The sequence below is a fragment of the Pandoraea vervacti genome (genome assembly GCF_000934605.2).
Taxonomy (GTDB): domain Bacteria; phylum Pseudomonadota; class Gammaproteobacteria; order Burkholderiales; family Burkholderiaceae; genus Pandoraea; species Pandoraea vervacti.
Map to the genome: position 1 here is coordinate 2,821,769 of NZ_CP010897.2, position 22,680 is coordinate 2,844,448.

Here is a 22,680-nt window from a genome sequence, read left to right on the forward strand (position 1 = left end):
CGCAAATGATGCAACGCCCACCTCCCGAAGCTTGGGACACGTCGAACTGGCTGGTGATATCGCCCCATCTCGACGATGCCGTTTTCAGCTGCGGACGGCTCCTTGCCGCCGCGCCCGGCGCCATCGTCGTCACCGTCTTCGCGGGTATTCCGCCAGACGATGTCGCAGCGCCGCCGTGGGACGAAGCCGCGGGCTTCGCGTCGGCGAATGCCGCCATGCAGGCGCGGCGCGCCGAGGACCTCACCGCGCTCGGTATGCTCGGCGCCGAACCTCTGTGGCTGCCGTTTCTCGACAGGCAGTATGTCGAAGGCAATACGGCGCAAGCCATTGCCACGGCGCTTGGCGCCGTCGTCGACCAATATCCGCAGCGCCGCGTGCTCAGTCCGCTCGGGTTGTTTCACAGCGATCATGCGCTCGTATTCGATGCCGTCTGGACAATGCTCCACGAGCGAACTCATGCCCTCGTCGGTGCGGCCGGTGCAGCCGGTGAGGATACCGAGCCCGAGTCCGGCATGACGGACCTCGCGCGTTGGTGGTTTTACGAGGACATGCCATACCGACGCCTGAGCGGACTCGTCGGCGCGCGCATTGCCGCGTGGCGAGCGCAAGGGTACACGGCCGGGCGCGTCGAGCCCGTGCCTGCCGAGACTGCCGATGGCGCCGATGCCGAGTGCGCCGCGCGCAAGGTCCGGGCCATGGAGGCATACGAGAGCCAGTTGAGGCTGCTCGCGCCCGAGGCGTTGATCGAACTGAATACTTCCGAGAGTTATTGGCAACTGCAATGGTCTCCTGTATCTCGCTAAGTGCATCTCCCGCCCGAGTCGTGGTGCGGCGAGATCCTCGTCTCACCGTCGTGGTGTTGTCCCATCGGCGTCCGTTCGAACTGCGACGCACGCTGCGAAGGCTCGTCGCGCTGCCGGAGCGCCCGGCCATCATCGTCGTCGATAACGGCTCCGAACGCGCGCTGGCGGACATGGTTCGGGAACAGTTCCCGGACGTGACATTGCTGCGCTCTGCAACGAATCTCGGTGCGTGCGCGCGTAACATCGGCGTACGCCATGCGCGAACGCCTTACGTCGCGTTTTGCGACGACGATACGTGGTGGGAACCGGGCTCGCTGTGTCTCGCCGCCGACCTGCTCGATAAACATACGCACATCGGTGCGCTGACGGCCCGCGTGCTCGTCGGCGTCGAGCGTCATGAGGACACCACCAGCAAGATCATGCGCCACAGCCCGCTCGAGACCTTCTCCAGGCAACCCGGCCCGACGATTCTGGGCATGCTTGCAGGCGCTACTGTCTTTCGCAGATCCGCCTTCGTGGCCGCTGGCGGATACCATCCGCGCTTCTTTCTCGGCGGCGAGGAAGCGCTGCTCGCGCTGGACATCGCCGCGCGCGGCTGGACGCTCGTCTACAGTGACCAGTTGACCGTTCATCACTATCCCTCGCTCGTGCGCGACACCGTCGCCCGGCGTGCCACGCTCGCTCGCAACGCGATCTGGACGGCGTGGTTGCGCTTTCCGCTGTGCGCCGCGTTGCAACAAACCTGGCGACACGCGCCGAACGTCTGGCGCGAAGCCGGCGGCATCGTCGGCTGGGCCCATACACTGCGCGGCCTCTCATGGATTCTGCGCGAGCGCAGCGTCATTCCACGGCGCGTGGAAGCGATGCGCCAGCGTGTGGAAGCTGCGGAACTCGACCCAGCGCTGGCGGGCGCGGGGGAGTAGCGCGGTGAATTCGCGAACGATGTTGGCCGGGATCTGCTGACACGCGGCTGCCGGGTCATCGTGACTGCGCCTTCGGCCCGTCATCCTTGTCGGGGGTCTCGGCCAGGCGGCTGTACAGCGTCTTCAGGCTGATGTTGAGCATTTCGGCGGCCCTCGCCTTGACGCCGCCGCACCGCGCCAGCGTGCCGAGAATCAGCTGCCTGTCCATGTCTTCCAGCGGTGTCTCCAGGGGAACGGTGACGCTGTCGTCGTTGACGATGGCCTCGTCGAGTTCCGCAAGAATCGGCGGCGGCAGTGTCTCGATGACATCGCCGTCGTTGAGAATGCGCGCGCGGTGAACGAGATTACGAAGCTCGCGCACGTTGCCCGGCCAGTCGTACTCCCTGAGGGCTTCGAGCGTTGCGTCGCCAAAGCGCATCTGCCGACCATCGGTTTCGGTCAGCGATGCGAGGAACGACTTGGCCAGCATGGGAATATCGTCGCCGCGCTCGCGCAGGGGCGGCAGCGTGATGGGAAAGACGTTCAGGCGGTGATAGAGATCGAGACGAAAGCGCCCCTCGCTCACGGCGATTTCCGGATTCACGTTGGTCGCGGCAATGATGCGCACGTCCACGTCGATTTCCTGCGTGGATCCGAGACGCGTAAGCCGCCCCGTCTCGAGCACGCGAAGTAGCTTGACCTGCGATTCCGGCGGCATTTCGGTCACTTCGTCGAGAAACAGCGTGCCACCGTCTGCACGCTCGAAGAAGCCTTTGTGCTGCCGCTCGGCACCGGTAAAGCTGCCGCGATCGTGGCCGAACATTTCGCTCTCGACCAGATTGGCCGCAATCGCGCCGCAATTGACTGCCACAAAAGGCCCCTTGCGCCGCAAGCTGAGGTCATGCACCGTCTGCGCCGCGAGTTCCTTGCCCGTGCCCGACTCGCCCATCAGAAAGACCGACGCTTCGCTCGGTGCAACACGACCGATCGAACGATAGACCGACTGCATGGCGGGCGAACTGCCAAGCATTCGGCCGAACCGTCCGAGTTCCTGCAACTCGCGCCGCAGCGCAAGAATCTCGCCGCGAAGCTCGTCGGGACGAGGCACGCGCGCGATGATGCTGTTCAGGCGCTGCATATTGATGGGCTTGACCAGATAATCCGCGGCGCCCCTGCGTAAGGCGTCGATGGCGCTGTCGACACTGGCGTGCCCGGTCATCACCACGACCTCGACATTAGCGGCATGCGGAAAATCGCCAAGTAAGTCCAGTCCGTTGCCATCCGGCAGCATGAGATCGGCCAGAATCAGATCGGGCACGCGTCTGGCGATCTTTTCGCGCGCATGGGCGAGCGTCGACACGGCATCGCACGTCAGTTGCTGCGTCTTCACCAGCGCGCTGAGCATGTCGCGCGTGTCCTGATCATCTTCAACAACGAGAATGTATGGCATTGCGATGCGCCCCAATAGGATCGTTACGATCGCAATGTTCGGACAGCGTTCGAATTCCAAAGGTTGCGCGGGGGTCATGCAATGTGGCTATCCGAAAACCCTCAGGTACCCAAACAATCAATCCGACACTGCGCTCGATGCGTTACCCTTTATAGAGCGAAAAGCATCGAGCGTCTGTCAGCGCCGTCTTACAGAGCCGGGATTACCGGTCGTTGTCGTCGGGGCAATCAGGGAGAAAATGCATGGCAGTGCATGAGGATGCGTATGCGCGACTCGCAGGAGATTCGCGATGCGTGACGGAGTTGCGTGCCAAAATCGAACGGTTAGCTGACGTACCGGCCAATGTGCTGATCGTTGGCGAGAGCGGGAGCGGCAAGGAAGTCGTTGCCCGATATCTTCATGACGCGGGGCTGCGTCAATCCCTTCCATTTGTCGCCGTGAACTGTGCTGCCATTCCTCACGAACTGGCGGAGTCGCAGTTGTTCGGCCACGAGCGCGGCAGCTTTACCGGCGCCGTGTCGCAACGCGTCGGTGTCTTCGAGGCAGCTTCGGACGGGACCTTGTTTCTCGACGAAATTCAGGACATGCCGTTGCCGTTGCAGGTGAAGTTGCTGCGCGCGCTCGAGACCCGCACGGTCGTGCGTGTCGGCGGGAGCGAACCGGTGGGCTTCAATGCGCGGGTTGTCGCCGCAACGCACGCTCACCCCGGGCGCGCGGTGCGCGAGGGACGCCTGCGCGAGGACCTGCTTTTTCGCCTGGCGGCGTTCACCCTATACGTGCCGCCATTGCGCCGCCGTGAAAACGATGTGATCGCACTGGCGCAAGCCCACCTCGACCACCTCAATACGGCGCGCGGTACGACAAAGCGGTTTTCGGCACAGTCGCTGGCCGTTTTGCGCCGACATACATGGCCGGGTAACGTGCGCGAGCTTCACAACACGATCGAGCGTGCGTTCATCATGACGGATGACGATCTCGAGTTGCAGCCGCTACCGGCGCCGAAACAGCGCGAGGAACTGCTCGACGGTGCACTCAGCATTCCGATCGGCGCCACCCTTGCACAGGCCCAGCAGGCTTTTATTGCCGCCACGTTGCGGCACTTCGACGGCGACAAGCCGCGAACGGCGAAGGCGCTCGGCATCAGCCTGAAGACGCTCTACAACCGATTGGCGCTGATGACGCCGGACACCGCGCAGCCCGAAGCGGTGTCAGTCGCCGCCATGGGCTGACGCGAGACGCCGCCCCTCTCGGTCCTATCGGTCCGCTCGGTCCGCTCGGTGATATCGATGATATCGGTGTGAGGGAACCGCACGCTGCGATGCCCGGGCTTCGACGACCTGGCGGCGAATCCGTCGTCGGGCCGCCGCTACTGCGTCAGCTCACGCAGCGCGCGGTCCCAGTCCTGCGCAAAGCGGCCGATACTGAACCGCGCCTGCGCATCGCGCCGTGCGGCTTGTCCCCATTCGGCAGCGAGCGCCGGATCTCGTATCAACTGCCGCATGGCGTCCGCAAGCACGTCCAGCCGCGTGTCGGCCACACCGTTATGGCCCGAGCGAATCAGCATCGCCATTTCCGTCGTGGCCAGCGCCACGACCGGTAGCCCCGCCATCATGGCTTCGATCACCGCCAACCCGAGGCTCGTATAGCGGATCGGATTGAAAAAGAACCGGTACGCCGACATGAAACGCGGCAGCTCCGATGCCGGTATTTCACCGATGCCGCCCAGTGCCTGCGCGTCCATGCCGACGAGATCGAGCGGGATTTCTCGTCTGAGCTGCCCGAACAGGTCCGCCCCGAGCCGTCGCCCCCGACGCGCGAGATGGTTCACAACCGTGATGCCCTTGGGCAGCGTGCCGTGCCACTCGACCTCGTCGACCAATTTCACCCCGTGCTCGATCACCCGCGTGGGCGTATCGCCCGAATCCCACATCAGCGCGTTGAACGGCGTGACGTGGATCAGCATGACGTCGGGATCTTGCACCGGATGACGCGTATTCGTGGGATGCGCCTGCGGCGGATCGTGCTCGACGAACGCCGTGGGCAGGCGTTGCTGCGCCTCGCTAAGAAGCGCTGGTCCGTCTTCGAGATAGTGACGGTGGTGCTGGTATAGGACACAGTCGAATTCGGTTTGCGGCACCGCGTGATACGGCACCTCATACACATTGCTTCCCCACGGCAACGCATTGCCGCAGCCGGCATAACCTGCAGGATTTCCAGGCTTCGTCACGATGTAAAAGTCGTGCGGCGCCTGCGACAGGTAAAACAGATAGTTGCCATGCACCTGCCACGTCAGTACTTTCAGTCGTTTCATGACATGTCTCCCGCGCCGGTGTCGGTGCCGAGCATCGCTTGCACGTGACGCATGACCTCGGCTACCGATATGTCGTTCGCGCATTCGTGTCCATACGGGCAGGTATGAAACATGCACGGACGGCACGTCGGATACTTCGCCAATACGTCATGACGCGTGGCGTCCAACGGCGCCCATCGCGGGACATCGCTGCCGCATGCCACCACAACGCTGCGCGTGCCGAGTGCGGCGGCAATGTGCGAGACACCGGTGTCGTTGCAAATCAGTAGTCGCGCATGCGCGATCAGCGCTGCGAGCGTGCCCAGCGACGTCTTGCTGCAAAAGTCGACGATGGGCTCGTGCGCTCGCGTCGTCAGGGCGTCCGCAATCTCGCGTTCCTGTGCGCCGCCGGTCAGAATCACCCGATAGCCCAGGCGCGTTACCTTGTCGGCGATGCTGGCGAAGCGCTCCACAGGCCAGCGACGCGATGGCATCCGCGAGCCGGGATGCACCACGACAAAGCGACCCGGTTCAAGGCGGAATTTGTCGCAGAGCACCTGAAACGTGGCGTAATCCAGGGCGGCCAACGGAAATTCCAGATGATCGCCCCACGCCTGGTAGCCCATCGCCCCGGTGAGCGCCAGGCAGCGGTGCACTTCGGAGCCGGTCTCCGGCCACGGAAGTCCGTGCGCAATCCCCTCGGCAGTGCCCTGTGGCGCTCCGCTCGGCATGTCGCGCTGTGGCACGAACCCGACGCACCGGTCGGCCCCCATGCGGCGGACCACGGCGTTCGAAAAAGCGCCGCTGCCATGCAATTGCACCGCCAGATCGAAGTGCCGGTCCTGACATTGGCGCTCGAAGGCGTGCAGCTTTTCGGCGTCGGTGTTCTGCTCCGGCAATCCCGGCGCCCCTGGGAACGGCAGAAAGTCGTCGATGTACGCCTTGAACCGCGCGGCGAACGATTCGGCCCACGGCAAACCCGCGAGCGTGATGCGCGCCGAAGGCTCCCCAAGCCGGATTGCTCTGAGCGCAGGTACCGCACAGAGCATGTCGCCGAGTTGCAGCGCGCGAAACACGACAATGCGTCGATGGGTGCCGAGGCCGGGAATGTCCATGCGCGCAGGTATTGCGCCCGGCGGCGGCATGCCCGGCGACTCTGTCGGCGTGGCAAACGTGGAACCGTTGGAAAGGCTGTGAAAGCTGTGGAGGCGGCTCATAGGAATAGGACCTTGAAATGAAGGCCGCCCCGCATACGCCAGTACAAGGAAACCGGTGGGATGACGATCGACGTCCAGACCATTTCGGCCACATGCGCGGGCGTGCGTACGGTATGACGCAGTCGTCTGACACAGAACATGGCGGTGGCGGCCGCCCAGACCGCGAGCGCCACGATAGCCATCGGCAATTGTGCAAAGGCGAACAACACGACTGCGCCCAGCAAGGCGATGCCTGCCGTGTAGTACAGCCAGGGCGGCGACGGGCGGATGTGACGGCGGTAGAGCGTGGGATACTTCTTGTAGAGCAAGGCATCGAAAAACACTTTCGACTGCTGCCCGATGCTCACACCCCAATGGGCGGGTCGCACCGGATGCACAACCTTTGCGCCCTGCGCAAAGGAAATGGCGCCAACGGCACGCAGCGCAAACATCAGATCGGCGTCCTCCCGCCATGCGCGGGTAAAGCGCTCGTCGAAACCGCCCACGGCCTCCAGTGCGCTTCGCCGCACGAAGCAGTTCGCGGTCGCGAATTCTGCATGCGCCAGACCGCTGGCATCGCGTTCGTAATCGGTCGGCGGATCCGGGATCGGCATGTCGATCTCGCCCGTAACAGCGACTGCTTCGGGCTCACGCAACAGCGCCGCGCATCCGCCGCGCAGCCAAAGCGGGTCGGGAATCGTGTCGTCGTCGGTGAAGGCGACGACCGAGGCGCGCGCGTGCCGCCAACCGGCGTTACGGGCGGCAGCCGGACCCTGGGTGCGGGTGACCGGCAGGTAAATCACGGCGGGTGCGCCTGCCATTCGCGCCCCGATTCGCTCGACCGCCTCGCGCGTCGCATCGTCGGGTCCATCGTCCGCGATGATGATCTCGAACGCTTCGGCATCGAATTGCTGCGAGCAAAGTGCCGTCAGGCACCGGTGCAACAAGTCGGGGCGTCGCCATGTCGGCACGACGACGGAGACGACCGGTGCAGCACTTCTCGCATGGCGATCGTCGGTCATTGCGGTTTCTCCAACAGGAATGGTCCGATGACGAGGGCATCGAGCGGCGAGGCCCAGAAGCACTCCACCGCGTCGCGTGGCGTGCATACGATAGGCTCGCCGCGTGTGTTGAACGACGTGTTCACGAGCACGGGCACGCCGGTCAACGCTTCGAACTCGGTAAGCAATGCGTGATACAGCGGATTTTGCAACGCGTTGACCGTTTGCACGCGCGCCGTGCCGTCGACGTGGCAAACGGCCGGGATACGCGCCTCCTGGTCCGGCACGATTCCGTAGACGAACAGCATGAAGGGCGCGTACAGCGTGGCCGCCTCTCCCGGCGTGCCGGGGCGTCGTGCCCGAAACCATTCGTGCGCTTTCTCTTCGAGCACGACGGGCGCCACGGGCCGGAAATCCTCCCGGTCCTTGATCTGGTTCAGGCGCTGCTGCATGCCGGGATCGACCGGTGAGGCCAGAATCGAGCGGGCCCCCAGCGCCCGGGGACCGAACTCCATGCGCCCCTGAAACCAACCGAGCACCCGGTTTCGCGCGAGTAACGCCGCCGTCTCGCGAGGTACGTCGTCCATCCGCCGATAGCGAAGCTTGGCCTCGTCGAGGAACGCCTGAATGGCCGCTTCACCGTACGACGGCCCGAGATACGCGTGATCCATGCGCCACGGGCCGCGTGTGCCCCGTTGCTCATAGTCGACCCACAGCGCCGCGCCCAGCGCCGTGCCCGCATCACCGGCGGCCGGCTGGACCCAAACCTGATCGAAGGGGCCGTCGTCGCGCACGCGCGCATTCATGACACAGTTGAGCGCCACGCCGCCAGCCATTGCCAGACAACGTTCGCCCGTCTCTTGCGAGAGCCACGCCGTCATGTCGAGCACGATGGATTCCAGCGTGTCCTGCAGCGATCTCGCAATATCGAAATGGCGATGCTCCAACGGCCAGCCGCGTTGCCGCGCGGGCCCCAGCAAGTCGGTCAGGTCGCGCTCCGCGACAACGTATCCGCCGTTGCCGACATACCGCGCGAGCGCCTGCATCTCCGGCAGGAACGACGGCTTGCCGAACGACGCGAGCGCCATCACCTTGTATTCATCCGATGAGTGAAGAAAGCCCAGATGGCGGGTAATGCGCTCATAGAGCAGACCGAGCGAGTTCGGCAGGTCGATCTGCTTGATGCGCTGATAGCGATTGCCGTCGAACAAACCATAGCTGGTCGTGGCGATTTCGCCCCGGCCATCCATCGTCAGCACCGCGCATCGCTCGAACGGCGCGGCGAGAAACGCGCTGGCCTCGTGGGAGAGATGATGCTCGACGTTGTGCCAGGCGTGTGGGCCGTCATGGCGCAGCCCGCGAAAGCGCTTTTGCAAGTGATGCGGCGCACCGTCGGCCAGTTGCCGCGGCGCATTGGCGACGTACGACAGAAACAGCGGATCCCACGGCGAACCATCACCGGTGGGCCGTGCATGGGCCGATGGCATCAGCGGCAGTTGCATGAACGCGTTGTGACCGAGGGCGGCGGTATGGCCAGCGGCATCGCCATGGACCGCCGCGCGCAGGTCGATGCCCGGGATGTCGCCGCGCGCTACCTGCAGCCAGGGATCGTAGGCGTAGGCCACGTTGTGGACGTCGCGCATTTCGATGTCGGCCGTTTGCAGGCAATAGTCGATGGCGTGGTACGGCAATTCCCACGCCGAGAACGGCACAGGCCGCTTTCCGTGCTTGATGTGAGTAAAACGCTCCTCTTCGGCGGCAGCCACGACTTCGCCATCGCGAATCAGGCAGGCGGCACTGTCGTGAAAGGCGGCGTTGATACCCAGCGTGTAACGGGTGGCTAACGGTGGTGCAAGCGACGACATATCATCGGCTCCTTGAGTGGATCGGGGTGCACGTTGCGCGTGGCGCTGCTAACCGGGCCAGGGCTGCGTGGTCCTTGCGCCGGCGTACGAAGCGGCGCCACTGGCGAGGTCTCGCGCGGCACGGCGCACGACAGCAAATGGCGAGCGGCAGCCAGCACGGCGTCGGGCGACACACCGGTCAGGCACGGATGCCCGGGAACGGCGCACTCGCTCCGATAACAGTTCCGGCATGGCACGTCGACGTTGAGCACACGATGCGGCACCTGCCATGGGCGATGCTGCGGATTGGTGAGCGCGTACAGATCGACAACCGGCGTACCCACGGCCGCCGCGATATGGACGGGCCCGGTGTTATTGGCGACGAGCAGGTCTGCGCGCTCGATGAGCGCGGCGAGTTTGCCAAGGGACAGCGCACCAGCCAGCGGCAGGGCCTTCTTGCCGATCCGGGCGCACACGGCCGCGACAAGCGCGTGCTCCTCGTGTGAACCGGTCACGGCAATGCCGTCGAAGTCATTCGCGAGTTGCGCGCCGGCCTGCGCAAAACGCTCCGCAGGCCATCGGCGCGAGGGTGCGCTGGCGCCGGGATGGATGACGAGCCATCGCCCGCAGGCGCGGCGGTTGCCCGCAGTGGCAAGAAGTTCCGATATGGCGTGTCTGTCCTGGCGCTGGACGTCGAAGCCCAGTCGCTCATCGGAAGCGAGCGCGCCGACCGACTGCACCAGAGCGAGTTGGCGAACAACCTCGTGCCGTGTGCCCGCATGCGGTTCGCTCTCGACGATGCGCTCGGTGAGCAACGCGTATGGGTTCTCGCGACAATGCGCCAGCCGCAGCGGAATACCGGCAAGGCGACACATCATTGCGGCGGGCAACGGGCTTTGCGAGTAGACGGTGAAGATCACCGCCGCATCGAAGCGCCCTGCCCTGAGCTTGTCGATCATCGAGAGATCGGCCTCCGATGTCGATGTGGCGGCGTGTTTGACCCACGGCGCGTCATAGGCCCAGACATCGTCGACCATGTTCAGATACGGCGCCAGCCTGGCGGCGGACGACGACGTCAGCAGCGTGAGATGCCGGTCCGTGCCGGATTGTTTGAGGGCCCGCATCGCGGGCGTCGTCATCAGGACGTCGCCCATGTTGTCGAGCCTCACGCACAGGATGCGTCGTGCCGCGCGCCAATAGCTCATCATGATTTCCCCAGAGGTAACAGAGGTGACGGCGCCGCGTCGCGCACATGGGTCAACACCAGCCGGGCTGCGGCGTCGACACTGCCCACGGTGTGATCCGGCGTTCGATGGGCGCCGCAGCGCCACATCGTTTCGTTGCCGCAATCAACGAGGATGGTCTGGCATCCCGCGACATTGCCTGCCTCGACATCGTCCAGAATGTCTCCGATCATCCAGCACGACGACAGCGGCACGCCGATGTGTCGCGCCGCCGCCTGCAACAGGCCCGGCGCGGGCTTTCGGCACGTACACGCAGTCCGGTAGGCCGCCTCGCGTCCTTCCGGATGGTGCGGGCAGTAGAAGAATCCGGCGAAGTCGACGCCGTAGTACGTCATCGCACGAGACAGGTAATCGCGCACGTCCCTGAGCGACGACTCCGCGAAATAGCCGAACGCGACCCCCGGTTGGTTGGAGACGACGGCAACGGGCCACCGCAGCGACGCAAAATCGCGCAGCGCCTGCGCCGCGCCGGGCGCCAGACGAATTCGGTCGGCGTCGACGTTGAACGGTTCGTCGTCGATGAGCGTGCCGTCCTTGTCGATCAGAATGGCGCCGTTCATGGCGGGCGCCCCGCCGATCACGGCCATGAGGTTTCACGCATGGGCAGCACCATCACCTCGGGGATGACTGTGCCTTCGGGTTGCGTGAGAACGAAGCGCACGGTGTTCGCCACGTTTTCGGGCGGTTGCAGGGTCGACTCGTCGATGTCCGGAAAGCGATCGAGCAGGAACGGGGTGCGCATGCCGCCCGCGACGATGGCCGTCACCTTGATGCCAGCCTGGCGCAGCTCGGCATGCAGCGCGTGCGACAGTCCCAACAGGCCCCACTTCGTCGCGTGATACGCCGAAGCGTTGGGCCAGGCGCGTTTGGCTGCCGTCGAGGCGATGTTGACGATATGTCCGCCTCCGCTCGCCCGCATCATCGGTACGGCCGCGTGGCACATCAGATACGGGCCGAACAGATTGGTCATGAGGACGTCGTGCCACGCGCTCGCGCCGACTTCGTCAACCGGCGCGGTAATGTCGATACCCGCGTTGTTGACGATGACGTCGAGGCCCCCCATGCGCGTGCGCGCATCGTGAATGGCCTCGGACACGGACGCCTCGTGACGCACGTCGAAGCACTGACACGCAACGTCGAGTCCTCGCGCGGCGAGCGCTTCGCAGGTGTTCGATGCGCTGGCGCGATCGACATCCGCAAGCGTCACGCGAGCGCCCGCGCTCGCGAGGTTTTCGCAGATGGCCGCGCCCAACCCTCTCGCGCCGCCCGTCACGAGAACATGTTTTCCCCGTAACGACGATTCGAGGGGCGTGGCGACGTGACTGGTGTCGCGGGTTTCCTTTGCTGACATGCTGGCTCCTGAGAGACACGGGGAAGTGGGTGACGCTTGATTCGACAAGCGTGTGTCTCTCATAGAGCGAATTACGTGCCACGTCGCCAAGGGCACCCGTCGCGGCCGTGAAGCGCATGCGCAACCCTTTGTTTCATAAAGCCTTATGACCTTGGGGTCGTGAGCAAGTCCGGACTCGGCGATGGGCGCCGTTGGGAGATGCGGCGTCGGTCCTCTGCCTTTCTGCCAGCGGTATGTAATTTGGCGTCGACACGACCGGGGGCGGCGCGCGACACCCCTCAGTCGTCGCTCAGCGCCAAGGTTTCCGCGGTGCCGTTGGCACGGTGCTGCGCCATGGCGCGAAGGCAATGGGCGACGCATCCGGCGAGCGCTTCGTCGAAATGCGGCAGCGCACCGGATACCGCAACGACGATTCCGTGCTGCGCCACACTGCCCCAGAGATTGGTGTCGCCGCAGCGCAGACGGTAGGGCTCGCAAAGTTGTACCACCCGGCTGTCCTTGCCCGTCTGCCATGACACGCGTGCCTTGGCACGCGCATACGCGCCGTAATCCGCGTCCCACTGCTTCGGGTCGGGCAACGACAACTCGTAGAGGATCGACTCCTCGAAAGTTGCCACGTCAGGCCCCATGGCGGGGTCCATGACAACGATGTGCAGGCATCCGCTTTGCCCGACGATGTCGTTTTGCATCGCGCTTAGCAACGTCGGCATGAGAAGTTCCAGGGCAGCGATGGCCGCTGCGCGATCGGCGAAGTGACTTCCTTGGTAGCGTGTCATATCAGCGTCGGTGAGGTTGCGCGGGATGTTGGACAACGGGGGCCTGAGCAGGCGGCACGTCGATGACGGCTTCGCGACGAAGCGGTAGCGTAATGCGCAGAGCGACACCGACATCGTCGTGCGAGCGGGTGAGATAGGCGCCGTGATGTTCGAGGCTTGCCTGTATCGACGCAAAGTCGAGCAAGGAGAGCTCAGGCGCGTCGAAGAGCGGACTGGCGAACTCGATGAATGCGTGGTCGTCGTCGCGCCGCACGCGAACCTCGAGCTGCCCGCCCTGCCCCATCGTTTCCACGCCGAGGCGGCAGAGTTCCCACAGCACGTGGTGAAGGCTCGGCGCATCCACGTTCACGACGAGGTCCTCGATCGTCATTTCCCGGTGAACCTGCGTGCCGTGCGCAGCAATGGACTCGCGCAAGGCGTCGAGCACGCCATCGACGAGCGGCACCAGCGACACCGGTCGCATGACGACACGACGCTCGATTTGTTCAAGCGCGCGTTGTTGCTCCTGGAGCTGCCACATCTGAGCGTAGACGGTGCCTCGCGCGAGCAGGTCGTCGTGGCGGCCTTGTTCGACGACCCGCCCCCGCTCCATTACCAGGATCCAGTCGGCACCCACGACCGTGGACAAACGGTGGGCGATCAGCAGGCTCGTTCGCTGCGCCGCCAATTGCATCATCTCGTCCTGGATGGCGCGTTCGGTTCGCGTGTCGAGTGCGGACGTCGCCTCGTCGAACACGATGATCGGCGGGCTCTTGAGCAAGGCGCGGGCAATGGCGATACGCTGTCGCTCGCCGCCCGAGAGCCGCATGCCCCGCTCCCCGACCCGCGTTTCGTATGCATCCGGGAGCGATTCGATGAACGGCGCGAGCTGTGCGCTGCGAGCCGCCTTGACGACGTCGGCACGTGTCGCACCGGGGCGTCCGTACGCAATGTTGTACGCGAGCGTCTCGTTGAACAGGATGGTGTCCTGCGGCACGATGCCGATGGCGTCGCGCAGACTCTGCTGCGTGACGTCACGCAGATTCTGGCCGTCGATGCTTACGGTGCCCGCATCCGGTTGATACAGGCGAAACAGCAGGCGAGCGAGCGTCGATTTCCCCGAACCGCTGCCGCCGACGATCGCGACCGTCTGGCCGCTGCCCACCCGAAATGAGACGTCGTGCAACAGCTGGCGACCCGGCTCATAGCTGAAATCGACACCCGCAAACTCGATGGCGCCGCCTTCGACCTTCAATGCATGCGCGCCCGGGGCGTCGTTGTCCTCGTCGTCGCGCCCCTTCGCGAACAGCAACGCGAAAAGGCGTTCGATGTTGGTAATGGCGTCGTTGGTCTCGCGAAACACAAAACCCAGCGCGTTGAGCGGCAAGCTGACCTGAATGATGTAGGCGTTGATCAGCACGAGATCGCCGATGGTCATGGCGCGCGCCATGACGTGTTGCCCCGCGAGCAGCATGACGGCCGCGATGCCCGCGCCGATGCAGGCGCTTTGTCCGATGTGCAGCGCGGAGAGCGCCGACTGGTTGGCGACGCCTGCTTTGGCCCAGTCGTCCGCGACACTGCGAAGCCGCTCGGTCTCGAACGACTCCCGTGCGAAATACTTGACGGTATCGGCATTGAGCAGACTGTCCACGATTCGGCTGCTCTGTGCCGCCTCCAGCGCATTGACCTGCATCTGCATGCGCATTCGGCGCCGCGTTGCATAGGCGGTCCACGCCGCATAAGACACGAATGTCGCGGCGATGATGGTGAGGAAGCCGGCCCCGTAATTGCGCACGATGATGACCAGAATCAGCCCGATCTCGATGAGCGTCGGCACAATGGCGAACAGCGATACCCCAAGCAGAAAACCGACGGCGGTCGTCCCCTTTTCGATGTCGCGAATGACCGCTCCGGTCTCGCGCTGGGCGTGAAATCGCGCGCTCAGGCGATGCAGGTGCGAAAAGGTGTTGACGGTAAGATCGGCGACCGTGCGCTGCGTGACCTCCGAGAAGGCAACGTCCCGGACTTCATTGAAGGCGTTCGAGAGAAAGCGTACGACGGCATAGCCGAGGATCAGAAATACGGGGAGCATGGCGAGCGTGGGCGCCCCGAGTTCGTCCACGATGCTTTTGAGCAGGATCGGGACCGACACCGACGCGAGTTTGGCCGCGACCAGCAGGCTCAGGGCAATGACCACACGCCGGCCATGGGCGCGCACGGCCTGCCAGAGATAGGTCGCGATCTGCCATCTCACGTGGGCGGAAGCGGGTTTCGTCGTCAAGCGCATGACCTCCCGGGTTGCCGGGCGTCGCCCTCGCCTGTACGGGGAGCGCGACGCATGGCGAGTGCTCTCGAAGCGCAATGACTCGCAAGAGCCATACCATCGCGCCGCCCTCCTGCCCGCCGTGCCCGCCGTCCCCCGACGGATGCAAGGAACTGGCGGATTCTGCAAACGGGTGCAATTTGGCAGTGCGCCATGTCGCGCCCGACGCGCGATCGCACAGCGACGAGCGGATCGCGCGAGCGGCACGATATTTGCGAGACGGCTCGCAACGTGACGCCAGTCGTCCGCAGCCAGGGAAATCAGCGATGCATCGAGAGACCGTTCTGGTGACGGGGGGTACCGGTTATATCGGCTCGCACACTTGTGTGGCGTTGCTTGAGCGCGGCTTCGACGTGGTGATCGTGGACAATCTCGTGAACAGCCGGCGGGCGGTAGTTGCCAGAATTGCCGATATTTCCGGGCGCGCGCCCGTATTTGTGGAAGCGGATGTCTGTTCGCCGGGCGTGCTCGACCGCATTTTTGCGACGTTCGATATCTCGGCGGTCATTCACTTTGCGGCGCTCAAGGCCGTCGGAGAATCCGTCGAGCGACCGGTCGATTACTACTGCAACAATGTCGGCGGTGTGCTGGCGTTGATTCGCGCAATGCAGTCCCACCACGTGAGGCGCCTCGTCTTCAGCTCGTCTGCTGCGGTGTACGGCCACCCCGAGCGTGTGCCGATCGACGAATCATGCGCATTGTGCGCCGCCAGTCCGTACGGGCAAACGAAGGTGGTCGCAGAAGCGATGCTGCGCGACGCCGCACAAGCGGATACCGCGTGGCGCTTTGCCGTGCTTCGCTATTTCAATCCGGTGGGCGCACACGAGAGCGGGCGCATCGGTGAGGACAGTGTCGGAGCGCCGAACAACCTCATGCCGCGGGTGACACGCGTTGCGCTCGGTCAGGAATCGCGGCTGAAAGTGTACGGAAGCGACTGGGATACGGTGGACGGCACGGGCATGCGTGATTACGTGCATGTGATGGACGTTGCGCACGGCCATGTGATGGCGCTTCGCGCATTGGACCGCCTCGGTCGCGGCTTCACGGTCAACCTGGGGGCGGGACGCGGCTACACCGTTTTGGAGGTGATCCGGGCGTTCGAGGCGAGTTGCGGTCAGCGCGTGCCGTATGAACTCATGCCCCGGCGCGAAGGCGACGTCGCGTGCTGTTACGCAGCCACGTCGCTCGCGCGGGAGCTGATCGGCTGGGAAGCCAGCCGAAGTCTGGAGCGCATGTGTATCGATCACTGGCGCTGGCAGGTCCGAAATCCGAAGGGGTATGGGTAGTCGAACGTGCCAGCGCGAACCGGTCCACGCTTAGAGCGCGATGTCCGGCACCTTCTTCACCACGCCCGGGGTCGCCACGGGAGCGGCGGGGACGACGCCATCGAGGTTCGGCGGCGCGATCGCCAGTTGCAGCGTCTCGGCCGTGCTTGCCCATTGCGCCGCAAGCAGTTCCGGATGCTCGTTGAGCTTCTTGCCATAGCTGGGCACGATCTCGCGAATCTTTTGCTGCCAGGCCGGCGTCTTCATCTGCTCGGGAAACACGCGCTCAAGCAGCGAGAGCATGATCGCCGGCGAGGTGGACCCGCCCGGCGAGGCGCCGAGCAGTGCAGACACCGAACGATCGCTGGACACCACGACTTCGGTGCCAAGCTTCAGCACACCGCCCTTTTCGGGATCGTTCTTGATGATCTGGACGCGCTGTCCCGCTTCCCAGAGACGCCAGTCTTCATCCTTTGCCTGCGGCATGTAATGACGCAGCGCGGCCATCTTCTCCTCACGGGACAACGCCAACTGCTGCGCGAGATACTTCACCAACGCAAATTCATGGACGCCGACCTGCAACTGCGGAACGATGTTCGACGGCGTGGCCGCCTTGGCCAGATCGAAGTACGACCCGTTCTTCAGGAACTTGCTCGACCAGGTGGCAAATGGCCCGAACAGAATGACGCGCTTGCCGTCCAGCACGCGCGTGTCCAGATGGGGCACGGACATGGGCGGCGAACCGGTATCCGCCAGTCCGTAGACCTTCGCCAGATGGCGCGAAGCGATCTCGGGATTTTCGGTCACAAGGAACTCGCCGCCGACCGGGAATCCGCCATATTGCTTGGCCTCCGGGATACCCGAGAGCTGAAGCAGAGGCAACGCGGCTCCACCCGCGCCGATGAACAGATTGCGCGCATCCACCGTCTGGATCTTCGAGCTGTCGTTCATATCGAACGCCGACACGCGCCACGTGCCGTCTTCGTTGCGCGTGATCGAGCGGACTTCATACCCGGTCGTCACTTTGACGCCCGAATTGCCGGTGAGATGCTTGTAGAACTGGCGCGTGATTTCGCCGAGATTCACGTCGGTGCCCAGAGGCGAGCGCGTCGCGGTCACCACCTCGTCCGCCTTGCGCCCTTCCATCATGATCGGAATCCACTCGGCGATCTTCGCCGGGTCGGTCGTCATTTCCATGCCGGCGAACAGCGGCGATGCCTTGAGCGCCTCGACGCGCTTACGGATGAACTCCCGGTTCTCTTCGCCGAACACCAGATTCATGTGCGGCGTGGCGTTGATGAATTCGCGCGGATTGCCCAGCACGCCCTTGCGCACCTGATGCGCCCAGAACTGGCGGGAGATCTGGAAATTCTCGTTGATGTTGATGGCCTGCGTAATGTGGACGTTGCCCTTGTCGTCCATCGGCGTGTAATTGAGCTCGCAAAGCGCCGAGTGGCCGGTGCCGGCATTATTCCAGCCGTTGGAACTCTCTTCGGCGACCTTGTCCAGCCGCTCGAACACCTCGCATGTCCAATTCGGTTCCAGTTCCTTCAGATAGACACCGAGCGTCGCACTCATGATGCCGCCGCCGATGAGCAGCACGTCGACCGTGCGATCGGCTTTGGCGGCTCGGTACTGACTGCCGAAGAAATAGGAATACCCGCCCCAGACGGCGGCAGCACCGACAGCGGTGGCCAGGAATTTGCGTCGGGTGAAAGGCTTGCGGCCGCGTCCGGGCGCCGTGTTCTTGTCCGTTTGGGTCATGAGAGTCACCCTAAAAAAATGGCGTTGGGCGTCACCGGATCGTTCAGAACCGGGCCGAGGGGCACTGGACCAGTCTCGGTCGACGCCATCGTGTCTGTGCGTCGGCGGTCGAGGTCGAAGCCGGTTGCCGAGCGATGCGAAGCGCGGATTGTAACGCAGACCGGCAAAAACGTAAGTGAAAACCCTGATGTCGACAGTCCCGAAATGGGGCACGCCGACACTGGGCTACCGCGCTATCGTCGCTATTGCCGTTATCCTCGTTATTGCAGGTCAACGCATTATGGATGGGGCGCCCGCACGACTTTTCATCGTTCCCAAGGCCTCGCGTGGCGGCGGCAAGGCTCCGCCACATCAGGAACCTCGGGACTCAGGCGATCTCTTTCGCGGCCAGACGGTCCAACAACATCTCCACAAACGTCTGCGTCACCGGCGGCAGCGTACGCCCGCGCTTCCTGATCAGCGCGATTGGCCGAAGGAAGTCGTCATGATCGACCGGACGCACGCGCAATTGCGGCTCTGCCCTGACCTCACGGGCGGAGGCCGGCAGGATCGTTACGCCCAGTCCGGCACGGACCATGGCGACGGCCGTCATCATGTAGGTCGGCTCACACGCAATATCCGGCACGACACCGCTGCGAGCCAGCGCGGCGTCCACCACGGCCCGAACGCTCGTGCCCTGCGCGGTCAGGACCAAGGGCACGTCGGTAAGGTCTTGCAGCGTGAGGCGTTTGCGTCTCGCGAGCCGGTGAGCGGGCGGCAAGACGGCGACGAGATGGTCCGCGCCGGCGTACAGAACATCGAAGTCGGCGGCGTTCACCTCGCCACCGGTCAGTCCGATATCGACGTCTTCGTTGCGAACCAGTGCGTCGACGACCCCGGCCACGGCATCGCGCACGTGAAAACGCGCACGTGGCACCGCGCCGTTCATTTGTTGGATCAGTTCGGGGAGCACGCTCGCAGCAAATGTCGGCAAACAGGCCACGCGTATAGTCCCGCTTGACCCGTCGCCCAGCGCACGCGCGTCGATCAGCACATGCTCCATGTCGTGGAGCGACTTCTGGAGCAGTGGCAGCAATTCACGACCCGTGGGCGTCAATGCCACGTTTCGACTGTTACGGTCGAACAGGCGCACGCCCACGGTTTCCTCCAACCGCCTGATTTGCACGGTCAGGGCCGGTTGCGACAAATGCAGGCGGGCGGCCGCTCGCGTGAAGCTGCCGTTGTGGGCGACCGCGATGAACGCCCGAATGTCCCGTAGGTTCAGATCCATTATGGTTTGTGATTGCTGCGATCAAATCATTTCAATTGTGCTATCAAAGCCCAGAAACTACGCTCCATCGCATTAAAAAACAACATTGGAGACACGCACATGCTTGCGCTATTGGGACTGGCTACCATCGTCGTGCTGCTCGGCGCGATTCTGTCGAAGCGCATGTCGCCACTCGTGGCGCTCATCGTCGTGCCGATTGGCGCGTCGCTACTCGGCGGATTCGGCTTTCAGACAAGCAAGTTCGCGCTCGACGGTCTCAGGAGTCTCGCGCCCGTGGTGGGCATGTTCGTGTTTGCCATCCTGTACTTCGGCACGATTACCGACGCCGGCACGCTCGATCCCATCATCGACCGCATCCTCAAGGCGGTGGGCACCCGTCCGACGCGCATCGTCATGGGCACGACCCTGCTCGCCCTGCTGATCCATCTCGATGGGTCCGGCGCGGTCTGTTTCCTCGTGACGATTCCCGCCATGCTCCCGCTCTACGATCGTCTCGGCATGGACCGGCGCGTGCTGGCCGCCGCCGTGTCGATGGCCGCCGGCATCAACTTCCTGCCATGGACCGGCCCGATGATCCGCGCGTCGGCATCGTTGCACTTGCCGATCTCGAGTCTCTTCAATCCGTTGATTCCGGTGCAGGCCGTCGGACTGGTGTTCGTCTTCGGCGTGGCGTATTGGCTGGGCCGACGCGAGGAGAAGCGGCTGGGTCTGTCGTCGGTCGGTGGCGCGATTCCCATGCCCCGCAGAGCGATATCGCCGGAGGAACAAGCGTTGCGACGCCCGCACCTTTTCTGGTTCAACATCGTGCTCACGCTGGTCGTGCTCGGCACCATGGTCGTGATGGGGGAAAAGATCCCGCCCGCGATCATGTTCATGGTCGGTCTGTGCGTCGCGTTGATGGTGAACTACCCGGACGTCGACATGCAGCGCAAGCGCATCGATGCGCATGCGCGCGCCGCCCTCATGATGGCCGGCATCCTGCTCGCTGCGGGCGTCTTTACCGGCGTGATGCAAGGCAGCGGCATGCTCAAGGCGATGGCGCAATCTGCCGTCGGCTTCGTGCCACCGGGCATGGCCAGTCATATCCCGGTTGCACTCGGCCTGGTATCCATGCCGCTGAGCATGCTGTTCGATCCCGACTCGTTCTATTTCGGCGTCTTGCCGGTCATCGCGGAAGTCGCCGGACAACTCGGTGTGCCTGCGGTTCACGTTGGTCAGGCAGCGCTGCTCGGCCAGATGACGACCGGATTCCCGGTCAGTCCGCTCACCCCGGCAACGTTCCTGGTGGTGGGTCTATGCCGCATCGATCTCGCCGACCATCAGAAATTCACCTTTCCGCTGCTGTTCGGCGCGTCGATCGTCATGACGATCGCCGCCGTCGTGCTCGGCGTGTTCCCGCTTTAGCCCATTACCGCGCGGCGCGATATTGAACGCCTCGTCGAAGCCCCATTGAACGCCTCGCTGAACGCCGTTTGGAAATCAAGGATGAACGTATGACAGGCACATCGACGCCGTCTACCCCCGCGACACGCACGATCCGTATCGGCGCGGGCGCCGGCTATTCCGGCGACCGCATCGAACCGGCGGTCGAACTTGCCGAGCATGGTGCGCTCGACTATCTGGTATTCGAATGCCTCGCCGAACGCACCATCGCCATCGCGCAGCAGGCCCGTCTCCAGTCGCCGGATCTCGGTTACGACCCGCTGCTCGAAGCGCGTATGACGGCTGTGCTGCCTGCGGCGATTCGCAACGGCGTGCGCATCATCTCCAACATGGGGGCAGCCAATCCACTGGCTGCGGCGCGCAAGACGGCGCAGATCGCACATCGCCTGGGACTGGGCGAGCTCAGAGTCGCGGCCGTGACCGGCGACGACGTGCTCGATGTCGTGCTGGCGACGGACACAACGTTCGAAGAAACGGGGGACCCGGTGGCGTCGTATCGCGACCGTATCGTTTCCGCGAACGCTTACCTCGGCGCAGGCGCCATCGTCGACGCGCTGGCCGCAGGCGCACACATCGTCCTGACCGGCCGCGTCGCCGATCCATCCCTGTTCGCTGCACCGCTGATTCATGAATTCGGCTGGCGCATGGACGATTGGGACACGCTCGGACAAGCGACCGTCGTCGGCCATTTGCTCGAATGCGCAGGACAAGTCACCGGCGGCTACTTTGCCGACCCCGGTTATAAAGACATCCCCGATCTGGCCCGGCTCGGTTTCCCAATTGGCGAAGTGTCGTCCGACGGATCGGTCGTGATCACCAAAGTCGCGCATGCGGGTGGACGCGTGACGCCAGCCACCTGCAAGGAGCAACTGCTCTACGAAATCCATGATCCCCGGCGCTACCTGCAACCGGATGTCGTTGCCGATTTTTCGCAAGTGAGCGTGGCAGCCGATGGCCCGGATCGGGTGAAGGTTCAGGGCGGGCGCGGCACGCCCCACACCGGCAAACTCAAGGTCTCGGTCGGCTATATCGACGGGTTCATCGGCGAAGGCCAGATCTCTTACGGCGGCCCCGGCGCCGTGGCGCGCGCGCGCCTTGCCATCGACATCGTGCGTGAGCGGCTCGCCTGCACTGGTGTGCAAACAAGCGAGTTGCGCTGCGATCTGATCGGCATGAATTCCCTGCACGGCGAGACAGCCGGCGCACGTCACGGCGATCCATACGAAGTGCGGGTGCGCGTGGCGGGGCGCACGGCCTCGGCGAGCGAAGCCCTGCGCATCGGAAACGAGGTCGAGACGTTATACACCAACGGTCCGGCGGGCGGCGGCGGCGCGAGCAAATCGGTTCGCGAAGTGTTGGCTGTCCAGTCGGTCCTGCTCGCGCGTGAACACGCGCGGCCGTCGTTCACTTTTGTGGAGCGTGAGCATGAAGCTGCGTGAACTTGCGCACTCGCGTACGGGCGACAAGGGCAATACGCTCAACGTCTCGGTGATCTGCCATGACGCCCGTCATTACGAACATCTTCGTCGGGAAGTCACCGCCGAGCGGGTCAAAGCGTTTCTCGGGGATGTTGTGCGAGGCGCCGTCGAGCGCTACGAACTGCCGTGCATTGGCGCCTTCAACTTCGTGTTGTGCGAGGCACTGGGCGGCGGTGTCACACGTTCGCTCGCGCTGGACGCCCATGGCAAATCGCTCAGTTCGGCGTTGATGGACCTCGATATCGCCGCCCCCGACTAACGCAGCGCAGCGCTGCGGATTGCCCGATGGTGCAATCCGCAG

18 protein-coding genes and 1 pseudogene are annotated in these 22,680 nt (G+C 64.1%); 7 read left to right on the forward strand and 12 right to left on the reverse strand.

The window, feature by feature from the left end:
- Window positions 1-5 precede the first annotated feature (5 nt).
- Together UC34_RS12460 and UC34_RS12465 are read left to right on the forward strand one after the other, a co-directional pair.
- Window positions 6-803 carry a PIG-L family deacetylase gene (locus UC34_RS12460; RefSeq protein WP_052811022.1) on the forward strand — a complete coding sequence of 266 codons (798 nt, stop codon included), beginning with the start codon at window positions 6-8 and terminating at the stop codon, window positions 801-803.
- The gene (locus UC34_RS12465) at window positions 782-1,726 is read left to right on the forward strand and encodes a glycosyltransferase family 2 protein (protein ID WP_044455795.1); all 945 of its coding nucleotides are present in this window, start codon (window positions 782-784) and stop codon (window positions 1,724-1,726) included. Before UC34_RS12460 ends, UC34_RS12465 begins: the two co-directional genes overlap by 22 nt.
- Before the next feature lie 55 nt (window positions 1,727-1,781).
- Here UC34_RS12465 and UC34_RS12470 read toward each other — a convergent pair whose 3' ends face one another.
- On the reverse strand, window positions 1,782-3,155 hold the full coding sequence (locus UC34_RS12470; protein ID WP_044458099.1) for a sigma-54-dependent transcriptional regulator: 1,374 nt from the start codon (window positions 3,153-3,155) through the stop codon (window positions 1,782-1,784).
- 242 nt (window positions 3,156-3,397) lie between these two features.
- On the opposite strand from UC34_RS12470, the gene UC34_RS12475 reads away from it, so the two are divergent.
- Window positions 3,398-4,384 carry a sigma 54-interacting transcriptional regulator gene (locus UC34_RS12475; protein ID WP_044455796.1) on the forward strand — a complete coding sequence of 329 codons (987 nt, stop codon included), beginning with the start codon at window positions 3,398-3,400 and terminating at the stop codon, window positions 4,382-4,384.
- A gap of 137 nt (window positions 4,385-4,521) precedes the next feature.
- Here the strand turns inward: UC34_RS12475 and UC34_RS12480 are convergent, their stop codons facing one another.
- The 9 genes and pseudogenes from UC34_RS12480 to UC34_RS12520 all read right to left on the reverse strand — a co-directional run.
- A complete protein-coding gene (locus tag UC34_RS12480; protein ID WP_044455797.1) occupies window positions 4,522-5,466 on the reverse strand; it encodes a glycosyltransferase family 4 protein in 945 nt (314 codons plus the stop codon).
- The gene (locus tag UC34_RS12485) at window positions 5,463-6,590 is read right to left on the reverse strand and encodes a glycosyltransferase family 9 protein (protein WP_418303940.1); all 1,128 of its coding nucleotides are present in this window, start codon (window positions 6,588-6,590) and stop codon (window positions 5,463-5,465) included. Before UC34_RS12485 ends, UC34_RS12480 begins: the two co-directional genes overlap by 4 nt.
- 68 nt (window positions 6,591-6,658) lie before the next feature.
- Window positions 6,659-7,663, reverse strand: coding sequence for a glycosyltransferase family 2 protein (locus UC34_RS12490; protein ID WP_044455799.1), 1,005 nt, complete (start codon window positions 7,661-7,663; stop codon window positions 6,659-6,661).
- Window positions 7,660-9,507, reverse strand: a complete 1,848-nt coding sequence (locus UC34_RS12495; protein ID WP_044455800.1) for a carbamoyltransferase family protein — start codon at window positions 9,505-9,507, stop codon at window positions 7,660-7,662. Before UC34_RS12495 ends, UC34_RS12490 begins: the two co-directional genes overlap by 4 nt.
- On the reverse strand, window positions 9,483-10,694 hold the full coding sequence (locus tag UC34_RS12500) for a glycosyltransferase family 9 protein (RefSeq protein WP_084070593.1): 1,212 nt from the start codon (window positions 10,692-10,694) through the stop codon (window positions 9,483-9,485). Before UC34_RS12500 ends, UC34_RS12495 begins: the two co-directional genes overlap by 25 nt.
- Window positions 10,691-11,317, reverse strand: a complete 627-nt coding sequence (locus UC34_RS12505) for a D-glycero-alpha-D-manno-heptose-1,7-bisphosphate 7-phosphatase (protein ID WP_044455801.1) — start codon at window positions 11,315-11,317, stop codon at window positions 10,691-10,693. Before UC34_RS12505 ends, UC34_RS12500 begins: the two co-directional genes overlap by 4 nt.
- On the reverse strand, window positions 11,308-12,081 hold the full coding sequence (locus tag UC34_RS12510) for an SDR family oxidoreductase (RefSeq protein WP_044455802.1): 774 nt from the start codon (window positions 12,079-12,081) through the stop codon (window positions 11,308-11,310). The genes UC34_RS12505 and UC34_RS12510 overlap by 10 nt, the downstream gene beginning before the upstream one ends.
- Window positions 12,082-12,359: 278 nt before the next feature.
- Window positions 12,360-12,857: a hypothetical protein gene (locus tag UC34_RS12515; protein ID WP_044455803.1), complete on the reverse strand. Its 498-nt coding sequence runs from the start codon at window positions 12,855-12,857 to the stop codon at window positions 12,360-12,362.
- Between the two features lie 37 nt (window positions 12,858-12,894).
- Window positions 12,895-15,199 (reverse strand): annotated as a pseudogene (locus UC34_RS12520) (ATP-binding cassette domain-containing protein); the annotation flags it as partial.
- A 226-nt stretch (window positions 15,200-15,425) separates the two neighbouring features.
- Here UC34_RS12520 and galE point away from each other — a divergent pair.
- Window positions 15,426-16,445 carry a UDP-glucose 4-epimerase GalE gene (galE, locus tag UC34_RS12525; protein WP_044455804.1) on the forward strand — a complete coding sequence of 340 codons (1,020 nt, stop codon included), beginning with the start codon at window positions 15,426-15,428 and terminating at the stop codon, window positions 16,443-16,445.
- Window positions 16,446-16,475: 30 nt separating this feature from the next.
- On the opposite strand, the gene mqo is transcribed toward galE, so the two are convergent.
- Window positions 16,476-18,188, reverse strand: coding sequence for a malate dehydrogenase (quinone) (mqo, locus tag UC34_RS12530; protein WP_044455805.1), 1,713 nt, complete (start codon window positions 18,186-18,188; stop codon window positions 16,476-16,478).
- A 367-nt stretch (window positions 18,189-18,555) separates the two neighbouring features.
- Window positions 18,556-19,458, reverse strand: coding sequence for a LysR family transcriptional regulator (locus tag UC34_RS12535; protein ID WP_044455806.1), 903 nt, complete (start codon window positions 19,456-19,458; stop codon window positions 18,556-18,558).
- Window positions 19,459-19,557: 99 nt separating this feature from the next.
- Here UC34_RS12535 and UC34_RS12540 point away from each other — a divergent pair, with 99 nt between their 5' ends.
- The 3 genes from UC34_RS12540 to UC34_RS12550 all read left to right on the forward strand — a co-directional run bounded on the left by UC34_RS12540 (window position 19,558) and on the right by UC34_RS12550 (window position 22,638).
- The gene (locus tag UC34_RS12540; RefSeq protein WP_044455807.1) at window positions 19,558-20,862 is read left to right on the forward strand and encodes a CitMHS family transporter; all 1,305 of its coding nucleotides are present in this window, start codon (window positions 19,558-19,560) and stop codon (window positions 20,860-20,862) included.
- Window positions 20,863-20,951: 89 nt separating this feature from the next.
- Entirely contained in the window at window positions 20,952-22,340 is a 1,389-nt protein-coding gene (locus tag UC34_RS12545; RefSeq protein ID WP_044455808.1) for an acyclic terpene utilization AtuA family protein, read from the forward strand.
- Window positions 22,327-22,638, forward strand: coding sequence for an AtuA-related protein (locus UC34_RS12550; protein ID WP_044455809.1), 312 nt, complete (start codon window positions 22,327-22,329; stop codon window positions 22,636-22,638). The genes UC34_RS12545 and UC34_RS12550 overlap by 14 nt, the downstream gene beginning before the upstream one ends.
- Window positions 22,639-22,680: the final 42 nt, after the last annotated feature.